The organism is Phenylobacterium sp. GW821-FHT12F10 (genome assembly GCF_058806695.1).
In genome coordinates, this window is record NZ_JBXAPY010000001.1 from 2,249,436 (window position 1) to 2,272,954 (window position 23,519).

Annotated in this window: 25 protein-coding genes and 1 other RNA gene; 3 read left to right on the top strand and 23 right to left on the bottom strand. The window is 69.7% G+C overall.

Going from position 1 to position 23,519, the window contains the following annotated elements; translation table 11 throughout:
* Positions 1-4: 4 nt before the first annotated feature.
* The 21 genes from murG to AC1RN5_RS11430 form a co-directional block, all read right to left on the bottom strand.
* On the bottom strand, positions 5-1,102 hold the full coding sequence (murG, locus tag AC1RN5_RS11330; RefSeq protein ID WP_493041246.1) for an undecaprenyldiphospho-muramoylpentapeptide beta-N-acetylglucosaminyltransferase: 1,098 nt from the start codon (positions 1,100-1,102) through the stop codon (positions 5-7).
* 9 nt (positions 1,103-1,111) lie between these two features.
* Complete coding sequence (ftsW, locus tag AC1RN5_RS11335; protein ID WP_493041247.1) at positions 1,112-2,284, bottom strand: putative lipid II flippase FtsW; 1,173 nt, start codon at positions 2,282-2,284, stop codon at positions 1,112-1,114.
* Positions 2,281-3,696 (bottom strand): UDP-N-acetylmuramoyl-L-alanine--D-glutamate ligase, encoded by a 1,416-nt coding sequence (gene murD / locus AC1RN5_RS11340; RefSeq protein WP_493041248.1) that lies wholly within the window; start codon positions 3,694-3,696, stop codon positions 2,281-2,283. Before murD ends, ftsW begins: the two co-directional genes overlap by 4 nt.
* An 18-nt stretch (positions 3,697-3,714) precedes the next feature.
* Positions 3,715-4,824 (bottom strand): phospho-N-acetylmuramoyl-pentapeptide-transferase, encoded by a 1,110-nt coding sequence (gene mraY, locus AC1RN5_RS11345; protein WP_493041249.1) that lies wholly within the window; start codon positions 4,822-4,824, stop codon positions 3,715-3,717.
* Entirely contained in the window at positions 4,824-6,212 is a 1,389-nt protein-coding gene (locus tag AC1RN5_RS11350; protein ID WP_493041250.1) for a UDP-N-acetylmuramoyl-tripeptide--D-alanyl-D-alanine ligase, read from the bottom strand. Before AC1RN5_RS11350 ends, mraY begins: the two co-directional genes overlap by 1 nt.
* On the bottom strand, positions 6,209-7,663 hold the full coding sequence (locus AC1RN5_RS11355; RefSeq protein ID WP_493041251.1) for a UDP-N-acetylmuramoyl-L-alanyl-D-glutamate--2,6-diaminopimelate ligase: 1,455 nt from the start codon (positions 7,661-7,663) through the stop codon (positions 6,209-6,211). The genes AC1RN5_RS11350 and AC1RN5_RS11355 overlap by 4 nt, the downstream gene beginning before the upstream one ends.
* Entirely contained in the window at positions 7,663-9,405 is a 1,743-nt protein-coding gene (locus AC1RN5_RS11360; protein ID WP_493041252.1) for a peptidoglycan D,D-transpeptidase FtsI family protein, read from the bottom strand. Before AC1RN5_RS11360 ends, AC1RN5_RS11355 begins: the two co-directional genes overlap by 1 nt.
* A complete protein-coding gene (gene ftsL, locus AC1RN5_RS11365) occupies positions 9,402-9,725 on the bottom strand; it encodes a cell division protein FtsL (RefSeq protein WP_421930925.1) in 324 nt (107 codons plus the stop codon). The genes AC1RN5_RS11360 and ftsL overlap by 4 nt, the downstream gene beginning before the upstream one ends.
* Positions 9,722-10,651 (bottom strand): 16S rRNA (cytosine(1402)-N(4))-methyltransferase RsmH, encoded by a 930-nt coding sequence (gene rsmH / locus AC1RN5_RS11370; protein WP_493041253.1) that lies wholly within the window; start codon positions 10,649-10,651, stop codon positions 9,722-9,724. Before rsmH ends, ftsL begins: the two co-directional genes overlap by 4 nt.
* The gene (locus AC1RN5_RS11375; RefSeq protein ID WP_421930923.1) at positions 10,648-11,115 is read right to left on the bottom strand and encodes a division/cell wall cluster transcriptional repressor MraZ; all 468 of its coding nucleotides are present in this window, start codon (positions 11,113-11,115) and stop codon (positions 10,648-10,650) included. The genes rsmH and AC1RN5_RS11375 overlap by 4 nt, the downstream gene beginning before the upstream one ends.
* A gap of 323 nt (positions 11,116-11,438) precedes the next feature.
* An RNA gene (gene rnpB, locus AC1RN5_RS11380) (RNase P RNA component class A) lies at positions 11,439-11,859 on the bottom strand.
* A 34-nt stretch (positions 11,860-11,893) separates the two neighbouring features.
* Entirely contained in the window at positions 11,894-12,439 is a 546-nt protein-coding gene (locus tag AC1RN5_RS11385; RefSeq protein ID WP_493041254.1) for a GNAT family N-acetyltransferase, read from the bottom strand.
* Positions 12,440-12,458: 19 nt separating this feature from the next.
* Positions 12,459-13,178 carry an N-acetylmuramoyl-L-alanine amidase gene (locus tag AC1RN5_RS11390; protein WP_493041255.1) on the bottom strand — a complete coding sequence of 240 codons (720 nt, stop codon included), beginning with the start codon at positions 13,176-13,178 and terminating at the stop codon, positions 12,459-12,461.
* Positions 13,179-13,188: 10 nt separating this feature from the next.
* Positions 13,189-14,082: a DMT family transporter gene (locus AC1RN5_RS11395; protein ID WP_493041256.1), complete on the bottom strand. Its 894-nt coding sequence runs from the start codon at positions 14,080-14,082 to the stop codon at positions 13,189-13,191.
* A gap of 48 nt (positions 14,083-14,130) precedes the next feature.
* Entirely contained in the window at positions 14,131-14,757 is a 627-nt protein-coding gene (locus tag AC1RN5_RS11400) for a glutathione S-transferase family protein (protein ID WP_493041257.1), read from the bottom strand.
* Between the two features lie 3 nt (positions 14,758-14,760).
* Positions 14,761-15,354: a DUF3052 family protein gene (locus AC1RN5_RS11405; protein WP_493041258.1), complete on the bottom strand. Its 594-nt coding sequence runs from the start codon at positions 15,352-15,354 to the stop codon at positions 14,761-14,763.
* A 54-nt stretch (positions 15,355-15,408) separates the two neighbouring features.
* The gene (locus AC1RN5_RS11410; protein ID WP_493041259.1) at positions 15,409-15,537 is read right to left on the bottom strand and encodes a hypothetical protein; all 129 of its coding nucleotides are present in this window, start codon (positions 15,535-15,537) and stop codon (positions 15,409-15,411) included.
* A 378-nt stretch (positions 15,538-15,915) separates the two neighbouring features.
* The gene (locus tag AC1RN5_RS11415; RefSeq protein WP_493041260.1) at positions 15,916-17,061 is read right to left on the bottom strand and encodes an acyl-CoA dehydrogenase family protein; all 1,146 of its coding nucleotides are present in this window, start codon (positions 17,059-17,061) and stop codon (positions 15,916-15,918) included.
* Between the two features lie 69 nt (positions 17,062-17,130).
* Positions 17,131-18,333: an acyl-CoA dehydrogenase family protein gene (locus AC1RN5_RS11420; protein WP_493041261.1), complete on the bottom strand. Its 1,203-nt coding sequence runs from the start codon at positions 18,331-18,333 to the stop codon at positions 17,131-17,133.
* Between the two features lie 142 nt (positions 18,334-18,475).
* The gene (locus AC1RN5_RS11425; protein WP_493041262.1) at positions 18,476-19,489 is read right to left on the bottom strand and encodes an adenosine deaminase; all 1,014 of its coding nucleotides are present in this window, start codon (positions 19,487-19,489) and stop codon (positions 18,476-18,478) included.
* Between the two features lie 32 nt (positions 19,490-19,521).
* Positions 19,522-19,776 (bottom strand): hypothetical protein, encoded by a 255-nt coding sequence (locus tag AC1RN5_RS11430; RefSeq protein WP_493041263.1) that lies wholly within the window; start codon positions 19,774-19,776, stop codon positions 19,522-19,524.
* 213 nt (positions 19,777-19,989) lie between these two features.
* Here AC1RN5_RS11430 and AC1RN5_RS11435 point away from each other — a divergent pair, with 213 nt between their 5' ends.
* Entirely contained in the window at positions 19,990-20,748 is a 759-nt protein-coding gene (locus tag AC1RN5_RS11435) for an endonuclease/exonuclease/phosphatase family protein (RefSeq protein ID WP_493041264.1), read from the top strand.
* Here AC1RN5_RS11435 and AC1RN5_RS11440 read toward each other — a convergent pair.
* Positions 20,699-22,201: a phospholipase D-like domain-containing protein gene (locus AC1RN5_RS11440; RefSeq protein ID WP_493041265.1), complete on the bottom strand. Its 1,503-nt coding sequence runs from the start codon at positions 22,199-22,201 to the stop codon at positions 20,699-20,701. The genes AC1RN5_RS11435 and AC1RN5_RS11440 overlap by 50 nt on opposite strands.
* Before the next feature lie 167 nt (positions 22,202-22,368).
* Complete coding sequence (locus AC1RN5_RS11445) at positions 22,369-22,683, bottom strand: hypothetical protein (protein WP_493041266.1); 315 nt, start codon at positions 22,681-22,683, stop codon at positions 22,369-22,371.
* A gap of 175 nt (positions 22,684-22,858) precedes the next feature.
* On the opposite strand from AC1RN5_RS11445, the gene AC1RN5_RS11450 reads away from it, so the two are divergent.
* Entirely contained in the window at positions 22,859-23,287 is a 429-nt protein-coding gene (locus AC1RN5_RS11450; RefSeq protein ID WP_493041267.1) for a PaaI family thioesterase, read from the top strand.
* Positions 23,284-23,505, top strand: a complete 222-nt coding sequence (locus tag AC1RN5_RS11455; RefSeq protein ID WP_493041268.1) for a DUF1289 domain-containing protein — start codon at positions 23,284-23,286, stop codon at positions 23,503-23,505. The genes AC1RN5_RS11450 and AC1RN5_RS11455 overlap by 4 nt, the downstream gene beginning before the upstream one ends.
* The last annotated feature ends 14 nt before the right edge of the window (positions 23,506-23,519 follow it).

Below are 23,519 nucleotides of genomic sequence, written 5' to 3' on the forward strand. Positions count from 1 at the left end.
CGGCCTACTGTCGGGCTGCGGTCTTTTCGACCAGGTCGGCCAGGCGCTCGGCGGCGTCGGGCTTGGCGATGGAGCGGGCGCCGGCGGCCATGCGGGCCAGGCGGTCGGGGTTGGTCAGCAGCTTTTCCAGGGCGTTGGCCATGGAGTCGACGGTGAGCTGGTGCTCGCGCGCCACCTGGGCGCCGCCGGCGTCGGCCATGACCTTGGCGTTCTGGCCCTGGTCGTCGTCCAGCGCGATGGCGAGCGGGATGAGGATGGCGGGTTTGCCGGCGATGGCGAACTCGCAGACCGTGCCGGCGCCGGAGCGGCCGATCACCAGGTGGGCGTCCTTCAGGCGGCCGGCCATGTCGCGGAAGAAGGGGGCGATCTCGGCCTCCACCATGGCGTCGGCATAGATCTTCCGGGCGTTGTCCATGCTCTCGGCGCGGGTCTGCTGCTGCACCTTCAGGCGGGCGCGCAGGGACTCGGGCAGCATCCGGATGGCCTCGGGCATCAGCTCCGACAGCAGGCGAGCGCCCTGGCTGCCGCCGGTGATCAGGATGCGGATGGGCCCGTCGGCGGTGGGCGGCTCATAGGGCAGGTCGTAGAGGGCGCGGATCTCCGGGCGCACCGGATTGCCCACCACCACGGCGGCGTCGGCCACCTTGGGCGGGGCCTTCTGCAGCATGGGGAAGGCGCAGGCCACGGCCTTCACGTGGCTGACCAGCCGGCGGTTGGCGCGGCCCATGACCGCGTTCTGCTCGTGCATCACGGTGGGCAGGTTCAGCGTGATCCCGGCCAGCAGGCCCGGCACGGAGGGATAGCCGCCGAAGCCCACCACCACGTCGGGCTGGATGCGCCGGAAGGCGGCGCGGGCCTGCATGACCCCGCGCAGGATGGAGAGGCCGGCCAGCGCCATGCCGACCGGGTCGCGGGGCTTGTAGGTGCGGGCCGAGAGCCCAATGCGCTCCTCGGCCGGGAAGCTCTCGGCGAAGGCGGCCACCCGCTCGTCGCTGGCCAGCACGATGCGCCAGCCCCGGGCGATCAGGGCCTCGGAAAGGGCCTGGGCGGGGAAGAGGTGCCCACCGGTGCCTCCGGCGGCGACGACGGCGATCTTGCGCATGGGTGCGCTTTAGGCGAACGCCGCCGACTTGGCGAGGCCCTCGCCCTGGGAATAGGCCCCGGGACGGCGCCGGGTGAGCGCCAGCGCCAGGCCGAGCGTCAGGCAGATGGCCAGCATGGAGGAGCCCCCATAGGAGATGAACGGCAGGGTCATGCCCTTGGTGGGGATCATGTTGAGGTTCACCGCCACATTGATGAAGACCTGCTCGCCCACCAGGACGAACAGGCCGGCCGCGGCCACCTGCTGGAAGGGATCGCTGAGCTTCATGGCCTTGTAGAGGCCGCGGATCACCACGAAGGCGAACAGCGAGATCAGCATCAGGGAGAAGATCAGGCCGTATTCCTCGGCCGCCACCGAATAGATGAAGTCGGTGTGCAGGTCGGGGACGTGGCGCTTCATCACCCCCTCCCCCGGACCGCGGCCGAAGAAGCCGCCGGCGGCGATGGCCTCGGCCGCGCGGTCCACCTGGTGGGTGTCGGCGCGGTCGGGGCTGAGGAAGCGGTCGACGCGGCTGGCCACGTGGGGGAACAGGAAATAGGTCGAGGACAGGCCCGCCAGCGCGGTTCCCCCCAGCAGCATGACCCAGGAGAGCGGCACGCCGGCCATCCAGAAGGCCGCGCCGAAGGCCACGGTGATCAGCACCGTCTGGCCGACGTCGGGCTGGATCAGCAGCAGGCCCACCGACAGCAGGTAGAGGCCAAAGGCGATGGTGACGCCGGGCACGCCCTGGCCCTTCTGCCCCTCGGCGAACATCCAGGAGACCAGGATGATCAGGGCCGGCTTCATGAACTCCGACGGCTGCAGGGTGAAGCCGGCGAACTCCAGCCAGCGGGTCGCCCCCTTGGCGTTGTGGCCGATGAAGGGCAGCACCGCCATGATGGCGATGGCGGCGATGTAGATGAAGAAGGCCGCCCGCCGCACGCCCTTGGTGTCCAGCATCGAGGTGGAGATCAGGATCACCGAGCCGACGGCGGCGAACAGGCACTGGCGCACGGCGAAGTGGAAGGGGTCGCCGACATTCATCCGCGCCGCGGCCGACGGGCTGGCGGCGAAGGACATCATCACCCCCAGGATGATCAGGACCCCAAGCGCGCCCAGCATCCAGCGGTCGATGGTCCACCACCAGACCCCCACCGGCGTGCGGTCGCTGCGCGCGAAGGCGTGAGCCTGGGTGGGGTTCATGCGCGGGCTCCCTTGGCCGCCGGCGCGGTCAGGGCCTGGACGGCGGCGCGGAACGCCTCGCCCCGGGCCTCGAAGTCGGCGAACTGGTCGAAGGAGGCGCAGGCCGGCGAGAGCAGGACGACGGCGTCCTGGCCCTTGGCGGCGGCGTCGGCATAGGCCTTGGCCACGGCGACCTCCATGGTCCCGCAGGCGACGGTCGGGGCCTTGCCCTTCAGGGTCTCGGCGAAGGCCTCGGAGGCCTCGCCGATCAGGTAGGCGGTCTCGATCTTGGGGAACAGGTCGGCCAGGGCGTCGATGCCGCCGGTCTTCGGCTGGCCGCCGGCGATCCAGTAGAACTTCGGATAGCTCGACATGGCCTGGCGGGCGGCGTCGGTGTTGGTGGCCTTGCTGTCGTTGACGAAGCGGACGCGGCCGAGCTGGCCGACGGTCTCCATGCGGTGGGCCAGGCCCGGGAAGCTCATCAGGCCCTCGGCGGCGTCCTCGGGCGAGATGCCCAGGCCGCGGGCGGCGGAATAGGCCGCGGCCGCGTTCTGCCAGTTGTGGCGGCCCGGCAGGGAGCGGGCCCGCAGCAGGTCGGCCACCTCGACGGCGCGCTCGCCGGTGGCGTCGTAGAGCAGGCCCTGCAGGGCGTAGACGCCGCGGCCCATGGCCTTGGAGGCCGAGATCGGCACGATGGTGCGGCGGTTGGCGGCGGTGATCTCGGTGCAGATCCGCTGGCCCCAGGGATCATCCACCCCGATGACGGCGGTGTCGCCCTTGCCCTGGTTGAGCAGGATGCGGCGCTTGGCGGCGACATAGCCCTCCATGCCGCCGTGGCGCTCCAGGTGGTCGGGGGAGACGTTGAGCAGGATGGCGACGTCGGGCTTCAGGCTGGTGGTCAGGTCGAGCTGGTAGGAGCTCATCTCCAGGACGTATACGGCGCCGCCGTGCATGTCCTCGAGGTCCAGGACCCCGACGCCGATATTGCCGCCGACGCGGGTGTCGCGGCCGGCCGTGGCGCAGATGTGGCCGATCAGGGCGGTGGTGGTGGACTTGCCGTTGGTGCCGGTGATGGCGACGATCTTCGGGCGCTTGTGCTCGGGAGCGGCGTTCACGGTGCGGGCGAACAGCTCCATGTCGCCGACGATCTCGACCCCGGTCTCGCGGGCCTTGGTGACGGTCCAGTGCGGCTCGGGATGGGTGAGCGGCACGCCCGGGGACAGCATCAGGGCGGCGAACTGGCTCCAGTCGGCGGTGGACAGGTCCACCAGGGGCAGGCCCTCGGCCTCCGCGGCGGCGCGGCCCTCGGGCCGCTCATCCCACAACGCCACCTGGGCGCCGCCGGCCACCAGGGCGCGCGCGGCGGCGAGACCCGTGCGGGCCAGGCCGAACACGGCGACCGTCCTGCCTTCGAAGCCGCGGACCGGGATCATGATCTGCTCACGCCCTCCCTACCGCAGCTTCAGGGTGGCGAGGCCCAGGATGGCCAGGACCACGGCGATGATCCAGAAGCGGATCACCACGGTGGATTCCGACCAGCCGAGCTTCTCGAAATGGTGGTGGATCGGGGCCATGCGGAACACCCGCTTGCCCGTCAGCTTGAAGGAGGCGACCTGGATCATCACCGACAGGGTCTCCAGCACGAAGAGACCGCCGATGATGCCGAGCACGATCTCGTGCTTGGTGGCCACGGCCACGGCGCCAATGGAGCCGCCCAGGGCGAGTGAACCGGTGTCGCCCATGAAGATCTTGGCCGGGGGGGCGTTGTACCAGAGGAAGCCCAGGCCGGCCCCGATCATGGCCCCGCAGAACACGCCCACCTCCCCCACGCCGGGGACGAAGTGGAGTTGCAGATAGCGGGCGAAGACATAGTTGCCGACGAGATAGGTGATCAGGCCGAAGGCGGCGGCGGCGATCATCACCGGCACGGTGGCCAGGCCGTCCAGGCCGTCGGTGAAGTTCACGGCGTTGGCCGCGCCGACGATGATGAAGGCGCCGAAGGCCAGGTAGAACCAGCCCATGTTCAGCAGCAGGCCCTTGAAGATCGGGAAGGCCACCGAGGTGGCGAGCTCCGGGGCTTCCGGCGGGCGGCCGCCATAGATGACGATGAGGGCCACGGCGGCGACCGCGATGGCGGCCTCCAGCAGCAGGCGGACCTTGCCCGACACGCCTTCGGTCGTCTGCTTGGTGACCTTGGCGTAGTCGTCGGTGAAGCCGAGGATCCCGTAGCCCACGGTCACCAGCAGGACCGCCCAGACATAGACGTTGGACAGGTCGCTCCACAGCAGGGTGCCCACCAGCAGGCCGGCCAGGATCATGACGCCGCCCATGGTGGGGGTGCCGGCCTTCTCCACCACGTGACGGGCGATGCCGTCGGCGCGGATCGGCTGGCCCTTGCCCTGCTTGGCCTGCATCCAGCGGATGAAGCGCGAGCCCATCAGGACCACCACGATCTGGGCGGTGAACAGCGCCATGCCGGTGCGGAAGGTCAGGTATTTCAGCAGGTTGAGGACCGGCACATGGCCGCCCGCCGACATCTGCTCATACAGCCAATAGAGCATCAGCCCGCCTCCCCGGAACGCGCATCGAGGGCGACCAGCGCGGCTGTCACCGCGCCCGCCTTCGAGCCGTTGGACCCCTTCACCATCACCAGGTCGCCAGGCTCTACGGCCCGGGTGACCTGCGGCGCCAGCTCTGCCGCAGACTCGGCGTACCCCCCGCGCCGAGTCGGCGGAAGGGCGTCCCAGAGGGATTTCATCAGGGGACCGGCGCAGAACACCAGGTCGATGGCCGCCTTTTCGAGCGGCTCGGCCAGGCCGGCATGGAAGGCGGGGCCGCCCTCCCCCAGCTCCAGCATGTCGGTCAGCGCGACGATCCGCCGCCCCGAGGCCTTGCGGGCGCCGAGGGTCGCGAAGGCCGCGGTCATGGAGATCGGGTTGGCGTTGTAGCTCTCGTCGATCAGGGTGAAGGCCCCACCCGGCAGGCGGATGATCTTCTCGGCGCCGCGACCCTCCAGGGGTTCGAAGGACCCGAGCGCCGCCAGGCTGTCGCCGAGGGAGACGTCGAGGGCCTCCAGCATCAGCAGCACCGCCATGCTGTTGGGGCCCCAGTGGAAACCGGTCTGCAGGATCGGGAAGTCCAGCGCCTTGCCGTGCAGCCGGGCCTGGACCACGGCGTGGCCGGCCTGGGGCTGGAAGTCGATCAGACGGGCGTCGCAGGCCTCGCCGGCGCCGAAGCTCAGCACCTTGCCGCCGGCGGCGCGGGCCGCGTCGCTCAGCAGGTCGAACCACTTGTTGTCCGCGTTGAGGATGGCCACGCCGCCCGGCTCCAGGCCGTCGAAGATCTCGGCCTTGGCGCGGGCCACCCCGATCTCGCCGTCCGGGAAGTTCTCCACATGGACTGGGCCCACGGTGGTGATGGCCACGGCGTGGGGCCGCACGAAGCGGGTGAGCGGGGTGATCTCGTCGGCGTGGTTCATGCCGATCTCGAACACGGCGCGCTCGGTGTCGCGGGGCATGCGGGCCAGCGTCAGGGGCACGCCGATGTGGTTGTTGTAGCTCTTCACCGAGGAATGGGCCTTGCCCGCCAGCATCAGGCCGGCGCGGACCGCCTGGGTGACGCTGGTCTTGCCCACCGAGCCGGTGACCGCCCCGCGGCGCACCTGAGGCGCGCGAACCCGGGACGCTTCCCCCAGCAATTCCAAGGCCTTGAAGGTGTCTTTCACCAGGACGTGGGGGCCATCCACCGCCTGGCTGACCAGGGACCCGGCCGCGCCCTTGGCCAGGGCCGGGGCGACGAACTCGTGACCGTCGCGGACCCCGGCCAGGGCCACGAACAGGTCGCCGGTCTCGATGGAGCGGGTGTCGATGGAGACGCCGTCCACGGCGAAGTCGCCGACCACCTGGCCGCCGGTCGCCCGGGCGATTTCGTCTGCGGTCCAGAGGCTCATGGCTCGCCTCGCAGGGCCTGCTCGGTCTCGACCACGTCGTCGAAGTGATGCACCACGCCGGCGATGGTCTGGGTCTGCTCATGGCCCTTGCCGGCCACCACGAGGATGTCGCCGGCCCCCAACAGGGCCACGCCCGCGCGGATCGCCGACCGGCGGTCACCGATGTTCTGCAGGCCGGTCGTCCCGGCCATGACCTCGGCGCGGATGGCGGCGGGGTCCTCGCTGCGGGGATTGTCGTCGGTGACGATGCCGACGTCGGCGTACTGGGCGCCGATGGCCCCCATCAGCGGACGCTTGGTGCGGTCGCGGTCACCGCCGGCCCCGAACACCACGATCAGCTTGCCTTCGACGTGCGGCCGCAGGGCCTTGAGCACCGTCTCCAGGCCGTCCGGCGTATGGGCGTAGTCCACATAGGCGACGCCGCCCTTCGGACTCGTCCCGATCAGCTGCAGCCGGCCCGGCGCGCCCTCCAGGGTCTCCAGGGCCTTCATGACGCCGGCCACGGGCTCGCCCGCGGCGATGCAGAGGCCGGCCGCCACCAGGGCGTTTGAGGCCTGGTAGCCGCCCACCAGGGGCAGGTTGACCTCATAGGTCCGGCCCTGGGCGGCGATGGTCAGGCGCTGGCCCTCCGGGGTCGGGATGCGGGAGACCAGGGTCAGGCCCTGCCCCGCCTCGCCCACCGACATGACGCTCTGGCCGTGGGTCACGGCGGCGGCGGCGAAGGCGTCATAGGCGTCGGAATCGGCGTTCAGCACGGCGGTCCCGCCGCGCGGCAGCAGGTCGTTGAAGAGGCGCAGCTTGGCGTCGCGATAGGCCTCCATCGTGACGTGATAGTCGAGGTGGTCCTGGGTCAGGTTCAGGAAGCCGGCGGCGGAGATCCGCGCCCCATCCAGGCGGCGCTGGTCCACCCCGTGGGAGGAGGCCTCCAGGGCCAGGTGGGTGACGCCCAGGTCCACCAGCTTGCTCATCAGCTCGGCGACGTCGGCGGCGTCCGGGGTGGTGAGGCCGGGGGGCGTCAGTTGCGCCTCGAAGCCGTCCGGGCCGGTGGCGTAGACGCCCAGGGTGCCCATGCTGGCGGCGCGATGGCCGCCGGCGTTGAAGATCTGGCGGCAGAAGGCGGCCACCGAGGTCTTGCCGTTGGTGCCGGTCACCGCCACCACCGTGGCCGGCTGCACCTTCCAGAAGGCGGCGGCGGCGAGCGCATAGGCGCGGCGCGGATCGGGCGTCACGATGAAGGGCGCATCGACGCCGGGCGCCTCGGCGGTGGCGATCACGGCGGCGGCGCCAGCGGCCACGGCGCTGGGCACGAAGGCCAGGCCGTCGGCCTTGGTCCCCGGCAGGGCGGCGAACAGGAAGCCCGGCTTCACCTTGCGGCTGTCGGCGGTCACGCCCTCGATCATGGGATCGACGGCGAGGTCGCGGGCCACCAGCTCTGACAGCCGCACGCCCATCAGTGTTCGCTCTCGATGGGGACGACGGCGTCCGTGGGCGTCGCGGCCACCAGGTCGGGACGGCGGGCCACGCCCAGGAAGGGGGCGACGCGGTCGATCACCCGGCCCGCGGCCGGGGCGGCGGTCCAGCCACCCGTGGCGAAGCCGAAGGTCTCCGGCGTGCCCTTGGGCTCGTCCATCAGGATCAGCACGAAATAGCGGTCGGCCTCCAGGGGACCGTCGGTGGGGAAGACCGCGGCGAAGGAGGAGACCAGGATGTTGCTGGAATAGCGGCCACCGATCACCTTGTTGGCCGAGCCGGTCTTGCCGCCGACCCGCAGGCCCGGCGCATTGGCCTTGCCGCCGGTGCCGCGCACGACGTTGACCCGCATCAGGTCCAGCATGGCCCGGGAGGTCTCCTCGGAGACCGCGCGGGTCCCCTCGGGCCGGGTTCCCGGCTTCATCGGCCGGATGGTCAGGGGCACATAGGTCCCGCCATTGAGGATCGCCCCCATGCCGGCGGCGACCGCCAGGGGCGAGACGGAGATGGCGTGGCCGAAGGAGGTGGAGGCGACGTCGTTCTCGTTCCAGTGCCGCGGCACGATGGGCCTGGCGCTCTCCGACAGCTCCACCGGGGCCGCCCGGGTCAGGCCGAAGGCCTTGAAGTACTTCTGCACCGTGGCCGAGCCGGCCTGCAGGGCCAGCTTGGTGGTGCCGATGTTCGACGAGTGGATGAAGATGTCGGCCACCGACATGATCTTGTTCTCGGCGTGGTAGTCGTGGATCACCTGGTTGCCGATCTTCACCGGCTGGCGGGCGTCGAAGGTGGAGGCGAGCGTCGCGGTGCCGGAGTCCAGCCCCATGGCCACGGTGAAGACCTTGAAGGTCGAGCCCATCTCATAGACCGAGGCCGCGGCGTGGTTGATCAGCTGCTCGGGCGTGGCCTTGCCGGCCAGGTTGGGGTCGAAGGTCGGATAGGAGGCGATGCCGAGGATCTCGCCGGTGTGGACATTGGTGATGATCCCCACCGCGCCCTTGGCCTGGTGCGCGGCGGCGGCCTTGTAGAGTTCGTCCTCCAGGGCGGCCTGCACCCGCAGGTCGATGGAGAGCGGCGTGGCCTGATGGCTGGGGGCGCCGCCGCGGATGGCGTCGTTGAGGGCCAGTTCGGCGCCCGAGAGCCCCTCCCCGCCGGTGTCGGCGAAGCCGATCAGGTGGGCCGCCGTCGTGCCCAGGGGATAGAGCCGGCGCTGTTCGGGCTCGAAGGTGACGCCAGGCAGGCCCAGCTCGTGGATGCGGCCGCGGACCTCCGGGGTCAGGCCGCCCACCAGGAAGCTGCGGCGCTCGCCGCGCAGGGCGCGTTCCAGCCGCGCCGGGGACAGGCCCGGCAGGGCGGCGTGCAGGGCGCGGCGAGTCTCGGCGGTGTCCCAGATCTCGCGCGGATCGACATAGAGGCCGTAGTGCAGCAGGTCGGCGGCCAGCATGGCGCCGTTGCGGTCGGTGAGATCGGCGCGGGCGGCGCCCACCGGGCCGGCCAGGCCATTGCCGCGGCCGGCGTCGGAGAACAGGGCCATGCGGGTGGCGCCGACGCCGAGGGTGACGAACCCGGCGGCGAACATGGCGGCCACGAAGAAGATGCGGATGCGGGTGTCGTCTTCGGCCTTGCCGGCCGCCTTGGCGCGCTCGAAGGCGTGCTCCAGGCCCCAGAGCCGCGCCTTCAGCCAGCCCCAGCCGGGGGCCTGGAAGTTGGGATGGGCCAGGCTCACGACGCCGGCTCCTTGCGCGCGATCTCGGCCAGGGCGTCGGGGGTGACCTCACGCTTGGCGGAGATGGGCGCCAGGCCGAGATAGCCGGTGGAGAGCTGCTCGATGCGCGAGGGCTGCTCCAGGTGGCTGACCTCGGCCTTCAGCAGGCGGATGCGGTCGTGCTCGGCGGCGATCTGGCGCTCCACCAGGGCGATCTCGGAGCGCTCGCGCCCGGCGATGGTCTTGGCCAGATAGACCGACATCACCAGGGCCATCAGCAGGGCCAGGGCCACGACGTCGACGAGGCGGAAGCCCCGGACCCGGCGATCCAGCAGGCTCATGCGGCCTCCTTCCAGACCGGCGCGGCGGTGCGGACCGCGGCGCGGAGCTTGGCCGAACGGGCGCGGGGATTGGCCGCGATCTCGGCCTCGGACGGGGCGCGGGCCCCCTTGAAGATCATCTCGAAGCTGGGGGCGGCGCCGGCCTGGGCCGGCGGCAGGTGGCGCGAGCCGGCCGGGGTCTGGCCCGCCCGGGGGATGAAGAAGGACTTCACAATGCGATCCTCCAGCGAGTGGAAGGTCACCACCGCCAGGCGGCCGCCCGGCTTGAGGACGCGCTCGGCGGCGACCAGGCCCGCCTCCAGCTCGCCCAGCTCGTCGTTCACCGCGATGCGCAGCCCCTGGAAGGTGCGGGTGGCGGGGTGAACCTTGGCGCCCCGGCGGCCGCCCAGGACGCGCTCGACGAAGTCGGCGAACTCCAGGGTGCGCGCGAAGGGCTGCTCCTCGCGGCGGCGCGCGATGGCGCCGGCGATGCGGCGGGCCTTCTTCTCCTCGCCGTAGACCCAGAAGATCCGCGACAGTTCGGCGGGTTCGGCGGTGTTGATCAGATCGGCGGCGGTGGGCCCCTCGGCGCCCATCCGCATGTCCAGCGGGCCGTCGCGCATGAAGGAGAAGCCGCGGTCGGCCTCGTCCAGCTGCATGGAGGAGACCCCCAGGTCCAGGGCGACGCCGTCGACGGAGCCCTCCCCCAGCCGGTCGTCCATCTCGGAGAAGCAGGCCTCGATGAGCTGGAAGCGGTCGCCCAGCCCCTCGGCGAACCGGCGGGCGGTGGGGTCGCGGTCGAAGGCGATGACCTCAGCCCCGGTGGCCAGCAGGGCCCGCGAATAGCCCCCGGCCCCGAAGGTGCCGTCGACGATGCGCTGGCCGGGACCCGGTTTGAGCGCCTCGATCACCTCGGCCATCAGGACGGGGACGTGGGGGGCGCTCATGAACCGGCCCCGGCGCGGGCGGCGCGCTGGGCGCCGCGCAGCTGGGCCAGGCCCTCGCGGGCGATCTCGCGCTGGGCGGCGCGGTGGGCCTGGAACGCCTCGCGCTCCCAGATCTGGAACCGGTCGCCGAGGCCGACGACCACGACCCAGTCGCTGAGGCCGAACATGTCGCAGAGCCCCTCGGGCAGGGTCACCCGGCCGGCGGTGTCGAAGCTCATCTTGGCCAGGCCGCCGAGGATCGAGGTCTCCAGGGCCGAACGCAGGGGGTCGCCGAAATCCATCTCGTCGATCACGCCTAGGTAACGGTCCAACAGGGCTTTGCCGCCACCTTCGATGCAGTCGGCCTCGATGGAAGGGAAGCAGATGATTCCGTCGAAGGGGCCAGAGGCGAGAGCGCGGAATTCCTGCGGCACAACGATGCGCCGCTTTGCGTCCAGCTGCTTCTCGAACGTCGAGACGAACATCCCGCCGCGCCCCAGTTTCTCGCCCCCGATCGGGCCGCCCTCACTCCGCCTAGAGGACCCAAACCGACGCGGCCCCAGCACTCAGCGAACAAGAATTGGGTTAACACGGGCTCAACTGGGCGACAATGCCTCTGAATGACTATTTGGCGCGGATTCAAAGATGTCGCAGACAAGTATGGTTAACGCCGGTAAACACTCCACAGAACATACAGAGAACTCGTTAAATATAGCGGCGGAACGTCGCATAGGTTGTGGAGAATTAGAGTCGCGCGCGAAGGCTGAGCCAGCGCCCTTGCTCTACGCGTCTCGCCGGCGGGAAATGATGGACCAGACGGCCTGTAAGCCGGGTTCTGTGCCGCCCGCCGAGGCGGGCATTGGCGATCATTCCTCTGGACCGCCCATCGCTGGACGGTTCTCGCGACCTACCCGGGTGTCTCGGGCCTACGACAGCCCTACCGGCGAACCGGCGCGACACCCCTATTCGGTCTTGCTCCTGGCGGGGCTTGCCATGCCGTCCCCATTGCTGGGTCCGCGGTGCGCTCTTACCGCACCCTTTCACCCTTCCCCTCCTGCGCTTTCAGCTTCGGAGGGCAAGCCCTGCGGAGCCTTGGCGGAGCAGGGAGGTCTGCTCTCTGTGGCGCTATCCCTAGGGTCACCCCCGGTGGGCGTTACCCACCGCCATGTCGTCGTGGAGCCCGGACTTTCCTCGCCTGCCGAAGCAGGCGCGACCGCCCAGCCATCTGGTCCGCGCGTTAGATGGGCGCAGACGCCCTCGGGGTCAATCGGCCAGCCGGCCGTAGACCAACTGGTCCCAGTAGCGCCCCTTCCAGTGGGCGTGGTCGCGCAGGGTCCCCTCCAGCGAGAAGCCGTGCCGTTCCAGCAGGGCGCAGGAGCGGGCGTTGCCGAGGGTGACCATGGCCTCGATGCGCCGCAGGGCGAGGTCGCGGAAGCCGAAGGCCAGCACGTGGGGCAGGATCTGGCTCATCACCCCCCGCCCCCAGTCGGCGCGGCGCAGGTCGTAGGCCACCTCGCCGCGGCGGGCGCGGTCGAACACCAGGTTGTTGAAGCCCACCGTGCCGATCAGGGCCGGGTCGCCGGCCCGCCGGATCGTCCAGCGCACCCCGCCGTCGCCGGCCGCCAGCTCCGTCCCCCAGTCGATGATCTCGTGGGCCTGGGCCAGGCTGGTGAGGGGGGCGATGTCCATGTACTCGGCCACGAAAGGGTCACCGAACAACTCCAACAGCCCCGCGGCGTCGTCGCGTTGCAGGGGGGCGAGCCGGTAGTCGCCGACGATCAGGGCGCAGCTGGCCAGCCCCAGGCTCACGGCCGCCGCGTCCCGGCCATCAGGCGCCGATCCGCAGCAGGGCGATCAGCCGGGCCCGGGTCTCCCCGTCGGCGATCCCGTCCACCCTCTCCGGCCGCCAGTGGCGCTGGAAGGCGGTGACCACGGCGGTGGTGTGGGCGTCGAAGCTCCCGGACGGGGCGCAGTCATAGCCCAGCCGCGTGAAGCCGGCCTGCAGGGCGAAGACCGCGGCCCCCTCCTCCCCCTCGGCCAGGGGCAGGCCCGGGGCGGCGGCGGGCTCGGCCCACAGGCCGTGGCCGGCCTCGGCGAGCCGCTTCCAGGGGAACAGTTCGCCGGGGTCCTGCTTGCGGTCCGGCGCGACGTCGGAATGGCCGACGATGGCGCCGTCCTCGATGGTCCAGCGGGTGCGGATCTCGCTCACCAGCTCGATCACCGCGGCGATCTGCGCCTCCGGGAAGGGGCGGTAGCCGAACTCGTGGCCGGGATTGACGATCTCGATCCCCACCGAGCGGCCGTTGATGTCGCGCTCGCCCTTCCAGGAGGAGACCCCGGCGTGCCAGGCCCGCCGCTCCTCGGCCACCAGGGTGAAGACCCGGCCGTCCTCCTCCACCACATAGTGGGCCGAGACCTTGGCCTCGGGATCGCGCAGGCGCGCGATGGCCCCCTCCCCGGTCTGCATGCCGGTATAGTGGAGGACGATCATGTCCGGCGGGGTCTTGCGAACGTCGAAATTGGGCGAGGGCGCCGGGATCGGAGTCATGGGCGCGAGGTTATTGCGACCGGTTGCGCAAGGCCACCAGCAAAGCCACGGCCTGGCTGGGTCGCAGGGCGATCACCAGCACCCCGGCCAGGGCGATGGCGGTGCCGAAGGCCATCCGCAGGTCGAAGACGTCGTGGGTGAAGATCACCCCCATGCCGATGGTGGCCAGGGGCGTCATCAGGGTGAGCGGCGAGATCAGGTTGGCCTCATACTTCTGGATCAGGCTGTAATAGAGGGTGTGGGCCAGGACCGAGACCACGAGCCCTGAGAACAGGGCCGAGGCCACGAAGGGCCAGCCGGCGGTGATGCCTGCCTGGACTTGGCCGGGCTCCAGGGCCGCGCTCAGGGCCACCATGGGTATGAGCGATGACAGTCCCACCCAGGCCTGCAGGCGCAGGGGCTTCACGCCCTCCATCTGCTTCATCATCACCGCCCCCAGCCCGCCCAGGAAGGAGGCCGCGACGATGAACAACAGGCCGCCCGAGATCTTGAAGCCGTGGGGATCCCACATCACCGCCAGCACGCCGGTGAGGGTCAGCAGCATGCCGGCGATCCGCCGCCCGGTGAGCCGCTCCCCCAGGATCAGGAAGGACAGCAGGGTGGTGATCGGCACGCCGACCTGGCTGACGATGGCCACGGCCGAGGGGCTGGCGGTCTTCAGGCCGATGAACACCAGGGCGAAGGTGCCCGCCCCCATCAGCACGCCCACCACCAGCATCCGCCAGCGCGGACGGGGCATGGGCAACAGCCAGGGGAAGACCGCGATCAGCACCACGGCGAAGCGCACGGCGGCATAGAACATCGGCGGCACGCCCAGATGGGCCACCACGAACTTCGACACGATGTTGTTGGCCGCCCAGACGACGCAGACGAAGGCCAGCAGGGCGAAATCCCGAAGCGACATGATCCGGGCTTAGAGCGTGTTTGCGACAGGGCGCCAATGTTTGTCGGCTCACGCCGCTGGAAACATATCGGGCGGCCAATTCAAGGCGCCGGCCCTCTGGTTGGCGGGCCGCGCCTCCAGACGCCGAACATAGGCGTCCAGCACGAGATCGGCGGGGATTTCCCCGGTGTGTCGCCCCATGGCGAGGGTCGCGCCGACCATGATGTCGGCGGCCGTGAAGGTGTCGCCTAGCAGGTAGGGGCCGTGCGCCAAGGCTTCGGCCAGAATGCGCATCGCCTCGGGAAGAGGCCGCCAGCCGGCGCCCCAGCCTCCAGGCTTCTGCGGCAGGGTGACCCCGGCCGTCGCCCGCGCGGGGTCCAGGGCCGCCGTCGACCACACCATCCAGCTCAGATAGGCGCCCCGGCGCGGATCCTCGATCCTGGGCGCCAGGGTCCCGTAGCCGTGGCGATCGCCGAGATAGAGGCAGATGGCCGGTGTCTCTCGGACCACCGCCTCGCCGTCTGTCAGGGTCGGGACCTCGCCAGTGGGATTGAGCCGCAGATAGGCTTCGGGGCGCGGCTTACCGGACCGCCGGTCGATCAGTTCGGTGCGGTAGGCGACCCGTAGTTCCTCCAGCATCCACAAGGCCGTGAAGGACCGCGTGGCGACGCCGCGATAGAGGACAAGGTCGGACATGACCTAGCTCCGCCGTCGCGTGAACCGCAGCGCCGTGAGGGTGTCGGAGAAGCCGACGACCTTGGAGTCCACGAGGCCGTGAGCCTTGGCCGCCGCCATCACCTCGACGTCCTTGAGCGCCGCCGCCTTGCCCTTGCGCGAGACGATCCACAGGGCGCCCTTGTCGGCCAGGGCCGGGATCAGGTCGGGGATGCGGTCCAGCTCGGCGGCGCTGTCGGCGGCGTAGAACAGGATGTCGATGTCGGCGAGGTCGCCGACGGGGGCGGCGTCCCGCTCGGTGAGTTCGTCGGCCAGGGCGTCGTCGGCGACGTTCAGCACGGCCACCCTCATGCCGGCCTTCACCCCCAGTTTGTCCAGCCGGCCCTTGGGATTGAGGATGGCGTCGGCCCAGCTCGCGGCGGCCTTCTCGCCCAGGGTGAAGCGCGAGCCGTCGGCCAGGACCAGGTCGCCGGCCTCGGCGCGGACGCCGGTCAGGTCGTCGCCCTGGAACACCCGGCGCTGGGCGCCGCGGAACAGGAGCTTGGGCGCTTCATATTGCAGGCGGCCGGCGTCCTCGCCGTCGGCGAACCTCGCGCGAACCTGAGCGTCCTTGCCCATGGCGTCCCTCCCCATCCGCGCCAAGCTTGGCCAAGCGGACGGGGCCGCGCAAGTCTAGCGCTTGGGTGTCTTGGCATCCCTGGGCGCGGGCGGCGGCTTGCCCTGATTGCGCCGGGCCGGCGCCGAGAGATTGCCCAGGAAGGCGAAGGACAACAGGGCGTGGTCCATCTTCGTCACAGTCATTTGGCGTCTCCTTGACCAGCTGGTCGAGCCAGAAAGAGACGCGAAGCGGCTTCCAGGGGCTTGCACCCTCCTAGTCGTCAGCGCGTCGGAGTCTCAGGGTCCGCCGACGCTCGAAAAATGCAAGAAAAAGATCCGCTCACGGACTAAATCAGCCTACGGAATATCCCATAGGTCTTTGATTTTATGCGATTTGAATTCACGTTCGCATAGCCGATCGCGGCGAGGTGTCGCGCCCAGGACACACCGCTCGGGGAGCCCAATTCGACACGGAATCGCACCGGAAGAACTCTGTCTGGAATAATTCGTGTACGGCCTATATTCGCGGGCGCGGCGCGAGCGGCTCCTTCCCCCCGAACGGGGAGAAGGAGCGCTTGAGTCCTAGGCCGCCTTGCCGAGCGACAGGGTCTCGTAGCGGGCCAGGTGATGGTCGGTGGAGCCGAAGGCGCCCTCGATCATGGTGGCGCGCTTGAAGTAGTGGCCGATGGCCATCTCGTCGGTCATGCCCATGCCGCCGTGGATCTGGATGGCGTTCTGGCCGACGAACTTGCAGGCCTTGCCGATCTGCACCTTGGCGCCCGACACGCCCTTGGCGCGCTCGATGGCCGGTTCGCTGAGCTTGATGTCGGCCATGTAGGTCATGGAGATCGACTGTTCGAGCTGGATGAACATGTCCACCATCCGGTGCTGCAGCACCTGGAAGCTGGAGATCGGCTGGCCGAACTGCTTGCGCTGGCGGGCGTATTCCACCGTGCCCTCGTGCAGTTGGCGCAGCACGCCGCAGGCCTCAGCGCAGGTGGCGGCGATGGCCTCGTCGATCACCTGCTCCACCAGCGGCAGGGCCTGGCCCTCGGGGCCGACGATGGCGTCGGCGCCGACGGCCACGTTCTCGAAATAGACCTCCGAGGCGCGGAAGCCGTCCACGGTGGGATAGTCCCGGGTGGTGACGCCCTTGGCGGTCTTCGGCACGACGAACACCGACACGCCCTGGGCCTCGCGCTGGCCGCCGCCGGTGCGGGCCGTCACGATCAGATGGGTGGCGTAGGGGGCGCCGATCACCACGGCCTTGTGGCCATTGATGACATAGCCCGCGCCGTCCTTCTTGGCCGTGGTCTTCAGGTCGCTCCAGGTGTAGCGGCCCTGGGGCTCGGCATAGGCGAAGGCGAAGATGGCGTCGCCGGCGATGATCTTGCCGATCAGGTCGTCGGCCCCGGCCGGCTTGCCGTGCTTGAGGAAGCCGCCGCCGATCACCACGGTGGGCAGGTAGGGCTCCACCACCAGGGCCTTACCCAGCTCCTCCATGATGACCATGTTGTCGGTGGTCCCGCCGCCCAGGCCGCCCTGGGCCTCGGAGAACGACGCCCCCAAGATGCCGAGCTCGTCGGCGAAGGCCTTCCAGACCTGCGGCCGCCAGCCGGCCTCGGTCTTCAGCGCCGCGCGGCGCTGGTCGAAGCTGTAGTTGTCGGCCAGGTAGCTGGCGACGGTGTCGCGCAGCATCGACTGTTCTTCGGTGAAGCTGAAATCCATCGTTCGTCCCCAAGGGTAGGGGCCGCCGGCGTCCTCCCTGGCGGCCCGTCAGTGTTCTTACGTCGGTGGTTAGAGGCCCAGCACCATCTTGGCGATGATGTTGCGCTGGATCTCGTTGGAGCCGCCATAGATCGAGGTCTTGCGGCCGTTGAAGTAGTCGCCGGCGGTGTCGATGGCATGCAGGGGGCCGACGCCGGAGTTGTGGCCGCCCTCCCCCAGGAACGGCGCGCCGTAGTGACCCGCGGCCTCCAGGGCCAGTTCCTGCAGGCGCTGCTGGATCTCGGTGCCCTTGATCTTGAGGATCGAGCTCTCGGTGCCCGGGCCCTTGCCGCTGCTCTCGCCGGCCAGGGTCCGCAGTTCGGTGAATTCCAGCGCCGTCAGGTCGATCTCCAGCTCGGCCACCTTGCGCTTGAAAAAGGGGTCGGCGATCAGGGCGCCGCCGGCGTCCGACAGCTCGGTCGACGCCATCTCGCGGACCCGTTCCAGGCCGCGCTTGGAGCGCGCCACCCCGGCGATGCCGGAGCGTTCGTGGGCCAGCAGGGCCTTGGCGCAGGTCCAGCCCTGGTTCTCGTGGAAGACGCGGTTCTCGACGGGCACCTTCACATTGTCGAGGAAGACGTCGTTGACCTCGTGGCCGCCCTCCAGGGTGATGATCGGCCGCACGGTGATGCCCGGGGTCTTCATGTCGATCAGCAGGAAGCTGATGCCGGCCTGGGGCTTGGCGTCGGGATCGGTGCGGACCAGGAAGAAGCCCCAATCGGCGTGCTGACCCAGCGTCGTCCACGTCTTCTGGCCGTTGACCAGGTAGTATTCCTTGCCGTCGTCACCGGTGATCCGCTCGGCGCGGGTCTTCAGGGAGGCGAGGTCGGAGCCGGCGCCGGGCTCGGAATAGCCCTGGCACCACCAGATCTTGCCGTCGCGGATGTCGGGCAGGAACTTCGCCTTCTGCTCCGGGGTGCCGAAGGTGTAGAGCACCGGCGCCAGCATGGCGACGCCGAAGGGCAGGATGCCGATGGTGTCGGCCCGGGCCTGTTCCTCGGACCAGATGTACTTCTGGGTGGGGGTCCAATCGGTCCCGCCGAGCTCCTTGGGCCAGGACGGCGTCGACCAGCCCTTCTTGGCCAGGATGCGGTGCCAGGACAGGTAGTCCTCACGACCCAGGGTCTCGCCGCGGTCCTGCTTCTCGCGCAGCGCCTTGGGATAGTTCTCGGCGATGAAGGCGCGAGCCTCCTCGCGGAAGGCGTTGTCTTCAGGCGAAAAATCGAGGTTCATCACAAGGCTCCCTGGCGCTTCCGCTTACAGCGTATTGCGTGCGGCCGGACCATACGCAAACGCCCCTGGCTTGGGAAGATGACGTTGACGTCAGCGTCATCCAAAACTTCGCCGAACCGCTCGTGCCCGGCGAAGCGAGGGGTCAGGCCTTGGCCACGTAGGCGTCCACCTGCGCCACCCTGGCGGCGATCTCGTCGGGCGCAAGGAACGACCCCGTGAAGCTGTTGCGGGCGAGGATCGCGAGCTGGTCGCGGGTGAGGTCCAGGGCCCGGGTGGTGTCGATCCAGTTCTGGGCCAGATAGCCGCCGAAATAGGCCGGGTCGTCGGAATTGATGGTGGCCTTCAACCCCAGGTCCAGCATGCGCTTGAGCGGGTGGTTCCTCAGGTCGTCGACGACGCAGAGCTTCAGGTTCGACAACGGGCAGACGGTGAGCGTCATGCGCTCGGCCACCAGGCGCTTGACCAGGGCCGGATCCTCCAGGGAGCGGTTGCCGTGGTCGATGCGGTCGACGGCCAGGCCATCGAGCGCCTCCCAGACATATTCCGGCGGCCCCTCCTCGCCCGCATGGGCCGACAGCTTCAGCCCCCGTTCGCGGGAGGCCTTGAAGACCTTGGCGAACTTGCTGGGCGGATGTCCCAGTTCCGAGGAATCCAGTCCCACCCCCACCATGCGGTCCAGATAGGGCTCGGCCTGTTTCAGGGTCTCGAAGGCGGCCTCCTCCGACAGGTGCCGCAGATAGCTGAGGATCAGCTTGGAGGTGATCCCCAGTTCGGCCTGGGCCTGGGCCATGCCCGCCAGCAGCCCCTCGGCGGCCACGGCGAAGGGGATGCCGCGGTCGGTATGGGTCTGGGGATCGAAGAAGATCTCGGCGTGGACCGCCCCGTCGGCCGCCACCCGGCGGAAATAGGCCAGGGCCAGGTCGCGGAAGTCCTCCTCCGTCTGCAGCACGCCGGCCCCCTGGTAGTAGATGTCCAGGAAGTCCTGCAGGTTGGAGAAGGCGTAGGCGGCCCGGACCGCCTCGACGCTCTTGAACGGCAGGTCGATGCGGTTGCGGCGGGCGAACTCGAACATCTGCTCGGGCTCGAGGCTGCCTTCGATATGCAGGTGAAGCTCGGCCTTGGGCAGGCCGCGGATGAAGTCGACGGTGGGTTGCATGGGCCCTATCTCCGGGCGCGGGCCGCCCCGCGTCAAGGCAGCTTGAACTTCATCTGGATGACGATGGCGCCGTTCTTCACCCGGCGGTCGCGGGGCTGGATGCGGTAGGCCTTCACCAGCTTGAGGGCGAAGGCGCCGACATTGGCGCCGGCCGGGGTTTCGGAGACCACCACGCAGGCGCGCAGGGCGCCGGCCGCGCTCACCTGGCAGCGCACCACCGCCAGGCCCTGCCGCTCGGGCGCTTGGGGCGCAGCGCTCAAGGCCGCGGCCAGGGCGATCCAGATCATGGGCGGTCTCCAGGCGATTGGCGGTCCGCGGCGAGAACCATCGCCGCGCTAGAGCGTGACAGCCTGACGTCGACACCGGTTCAGGCGCCCGTCACGCTCTAACTCAAAGGAACGAGCCTGTTTATCCGTTCCAGATGAGTCCATCTGAAACGGACAGGCTCTACGGCCGTTGCTCATCTTGCCTCGGCCGCGCGAGGCGCGCATCCCTGGGCCATGCCACGAATCCTTACCTACAACGTCCACCGCTGCGTCGGCGCCGACCGCCGACTGGATGTGGGCCGGATCGCCGACGTCATCGCCGCCCTGAAGCCCGACATCGTGGCCCTGCAGGAACTGGACGTCGGCCGCCTGCGCACCAACAATGTGGACCAGGCCCACGAGATCGCCCAGCGCCTGGACATGGCCTTCCACTTCCACGCCGCCATGCAGGTGGAGGAGGAGCTCTATGGCGACGCCATCCTCACCACCTATCCCGAGCACCTGGTCCAGGTCGGGCCCCTGCCCGGCTATGGCCGCATCCCGCAGCTGGAGCCTCGCGGCGCCCTTTGGATCCAGGTGGAAATCGACGGCGCGCCGGTGCAGATCATCAACACCCACCTGGGCCTGGTGCCCCGGGAGCAGCAGCTCCAGGCCACCTGCATCGCCGGACCCGCCTGGCTGAGCCACCCCCTCTGCAAGGGACCGGTGATCCTGCTGGGGGACTTCAACGCCACCGCGACCTCGGTGGTCTATCGCACCCTGACGGCCAAGCTCGCCCCGGTGCGCCCGCTGTCGCCGCGCAAGTCGCCGACGGCGACCTTCCCCTCGGCCCTGCCGGTGCTGCGGATCGACCATCTGTTCGTCAGTCCGCAGATCCGGGTGACCGACGTCTTCGCCCCCTTCAACCCGCTGACCCGGGCGGCGTCCGATCACCTGCCCCTGGTCATGGACTTCGAGGTTTCGCCGGCGGCGGAGGTTGCCCCCCCGCCGTGAACAGGCCCCGCTGGCCCAGCGACCTAGCCTCGGCGTAGAGGCGCTCGCGCCGGCGTCCCGGCCGCCAGGAGTCGCTGACATTGACCGGGTCGCCCAGGTGATAGGCGGCGATGAACTCGCCGAACTTGGTCATCTTCATGGGCAGGATCGGCGACAGCCGCCCCTCGCGGTTCAGGGCGTCGATGGCGGCGATGAAGCCGCCGCGCTCCTGGCGCGCCTTGCCCACCGCGTCTCCCGTATAGCCCAGGAAGTGGCCGATGGCGCGGTCGCGGAAGGCCGCGATGTTCAGCCGGGCCCGGTCGGTGGTGGCCTCGATGGCCAGCTCCAGCTCGGTGTCGAACCCCCCGGAGCGGTTGTTCAGGTTGGCCGAGCCGACCCGGGCCAGGGTGTCGTCGATCACCGTGGTCTTGGAGTGGACGATGATCTTGGTCCCGGCCGGGGTCACCGGATAATAGGCCCGGAAGCGGCCGAAGACGTCGGCCGACCGCAGGCGCCACAGCATGTTGGACCGGGCGCGGTCCATGGTCAGCTGGTCGAACCAGCTGGGGCTGGCCCCGGTGGAGACCAGCACGATCTCCGGCCCGTCCGGCTCGGCCAGACGCGCGGCCAGGGCCTCGGCGACCAGGGGCGAGGTGAAGTACTGGTTCTCCAGGTAGATGATGTCCCGCGCCGAGGCGATCGAGACCTGGGTCAGGTGGCGGATCTCCTCCACCGGCGCGGCGTGACGCCAGTTGGGCAGGGTCCGCGCGATGCCGACGTCCATGTCCAGGATGTGGGCCGGGACGTGGGCCGGCCAGGGATCACCCTCCACCTCGGCCGGGGGCGACAGGGCCTGCTTGGTGGCCCGCAGCCAGCGTTCCCGCGCCAGGTCCCCCAGGTCCCGGGCCACCGGCCCGTCCACCATCAGCATCACCTCGTGGCGCGGCGCGTGGCACTCCTGGTCGGGCATGATCCGGCGAGGTTCATGGTCGCGGTGGCCCGGCGTGTCCCAGCGGTCGACGCAGATGTCGCCGCTCGCGCAGATCGCCAGCTTGTCGTCCACCACCAGCAGCTTCTGGTGATGGCAGGCGCCCAGGGGGACGGAGTCGTCCAGGCGGAAATGCACGCCGGTGCCCTCGAACCACTTGCGGGCCTTGTGGGGAAAGAACTCCTGGCTGGCGGCGATCGGCAGGGCCGACTTCCAGATCAGCAGGCGGATGTCGAGGTCGGGACGGGCGCGCGACAGCTCCACCAAGATGCGGCCGGCCTCGTCGGGATCGTCGGGGGTTTCCTGGCCGTCCGGGAACAGCCGGGTGCGCGGATCGAAGCCCCAGCCCAGCAGCAGGACCGAGCGTTTGGCCTTGCGCAGCGCCTCGAACACCGCGGCGTAATAGGCCTCGGTGTCCACCAGGAAGGCCGCGCGGTTGGCGCGCGCGACGCGCCAGACCGTGTCGTCGGGGATCAGTACGCTCATCGCCCGTTCGAAACCCCACTACGCGGCACGCTGCAAGAAAGCCTGCGCCTTGGTCGGGTTCCCGTCGAGTCCGTGCAAGGCCCACCGCGCGCCGGCTGCAAAAAAGAAAGCGCGCCCGGACTGGGGGGCCGGACGCGCTCCAACATCAAGGACCGGTGGGGTCGGGATTAGCCCTTGAAGGCTTGGCAGGGGCCGCTCAGCTCGGCGGCCAGGCGGGCCTTGCGTTCGGGGTTGGTGGTCTTGGCCTCGCGGCGAGCGGCGTCCTGGGTGTTGGCGCCCTTGGCCAGGACCGAGGAGTCGCGGGTCTTGCTGGCGGCCTTCAGCCAGGCGTCGAGGGCGGTGGTGTCGGGCGCGGTGACGCCGGCGATGCCGCGGCAGCGGCTGGCCTTCAGATAGTCGACATCGGTCACCGAACCGGCGGCCAGGGCGGAGCCGGCGGTCATCACGGTGACGGCGGCGAGCGTGAGAGTGGCGAGACGCATGGAGTTTTTCCCTCGAACTAAGATGACGGGAAACTGCTCTCGGGGCGGTGACGCTTCAAATGAATTCGCAGCAACATTGAGTATTGATAGATTACGGATTCTTAATCGACGAACGACGTTACTTAAGTAACATAAACATCTTGTAATGTTACGCGGCCTTCGGCAGAACATGGATATGGCCCAGCCCGACCTCAAGCTCGACGTCGCCGGCGTGAACGCCCTGATGGCGCGCGCCTTTCCCGAAGCCTCGCCCCAGGCCCTGCCCCAGGTGACCGAGCTGGCGCCCGGCCGCGCCCACATCGTGCGGCCCTACGGCCCCGGCATGCTGCGCCCCGGCGGGGTGATCGCCGGCCCCAACCTGATGAGCCTGGCCGACACCGCCGCCTACGCCCTGATCCTGGCCCATATCGGCGACCAGCTGATGGCGGTGACCAGTTCGTTGCTGATGAACTTCCTGCGCGGCGCGGTCCCCGGCGACCTGCACGCCGAGGCCAGCTTCCTGCGCCTGGGCCGCCGCATCGCCGTCTGCGACGTACGCCTCTGGACCGAGAGCGAGGACCGACTGGCGGCCCAGGCCACGGTGACCTACGCTATCCCCTCATGAGCGACACACCCCCCCGCCCCCCGGCCCCGATCAAGACCCCCTGCATCAAGGTCTGCGTCATCGACGGCGAGACCGGCCTGTGCATGGGCTGCTATCGCGAACTGACCGAGGTCGCCGCCTGGCAAAAGCTCAGCGAGGCGGACCGCGCGCGGATCATGGCCGAATTGCCGACGCGACGGTCACGAATCCGCCCCGAGAAGCTGGCCATCTTCAGCTAGCCCAAGGCGGAATT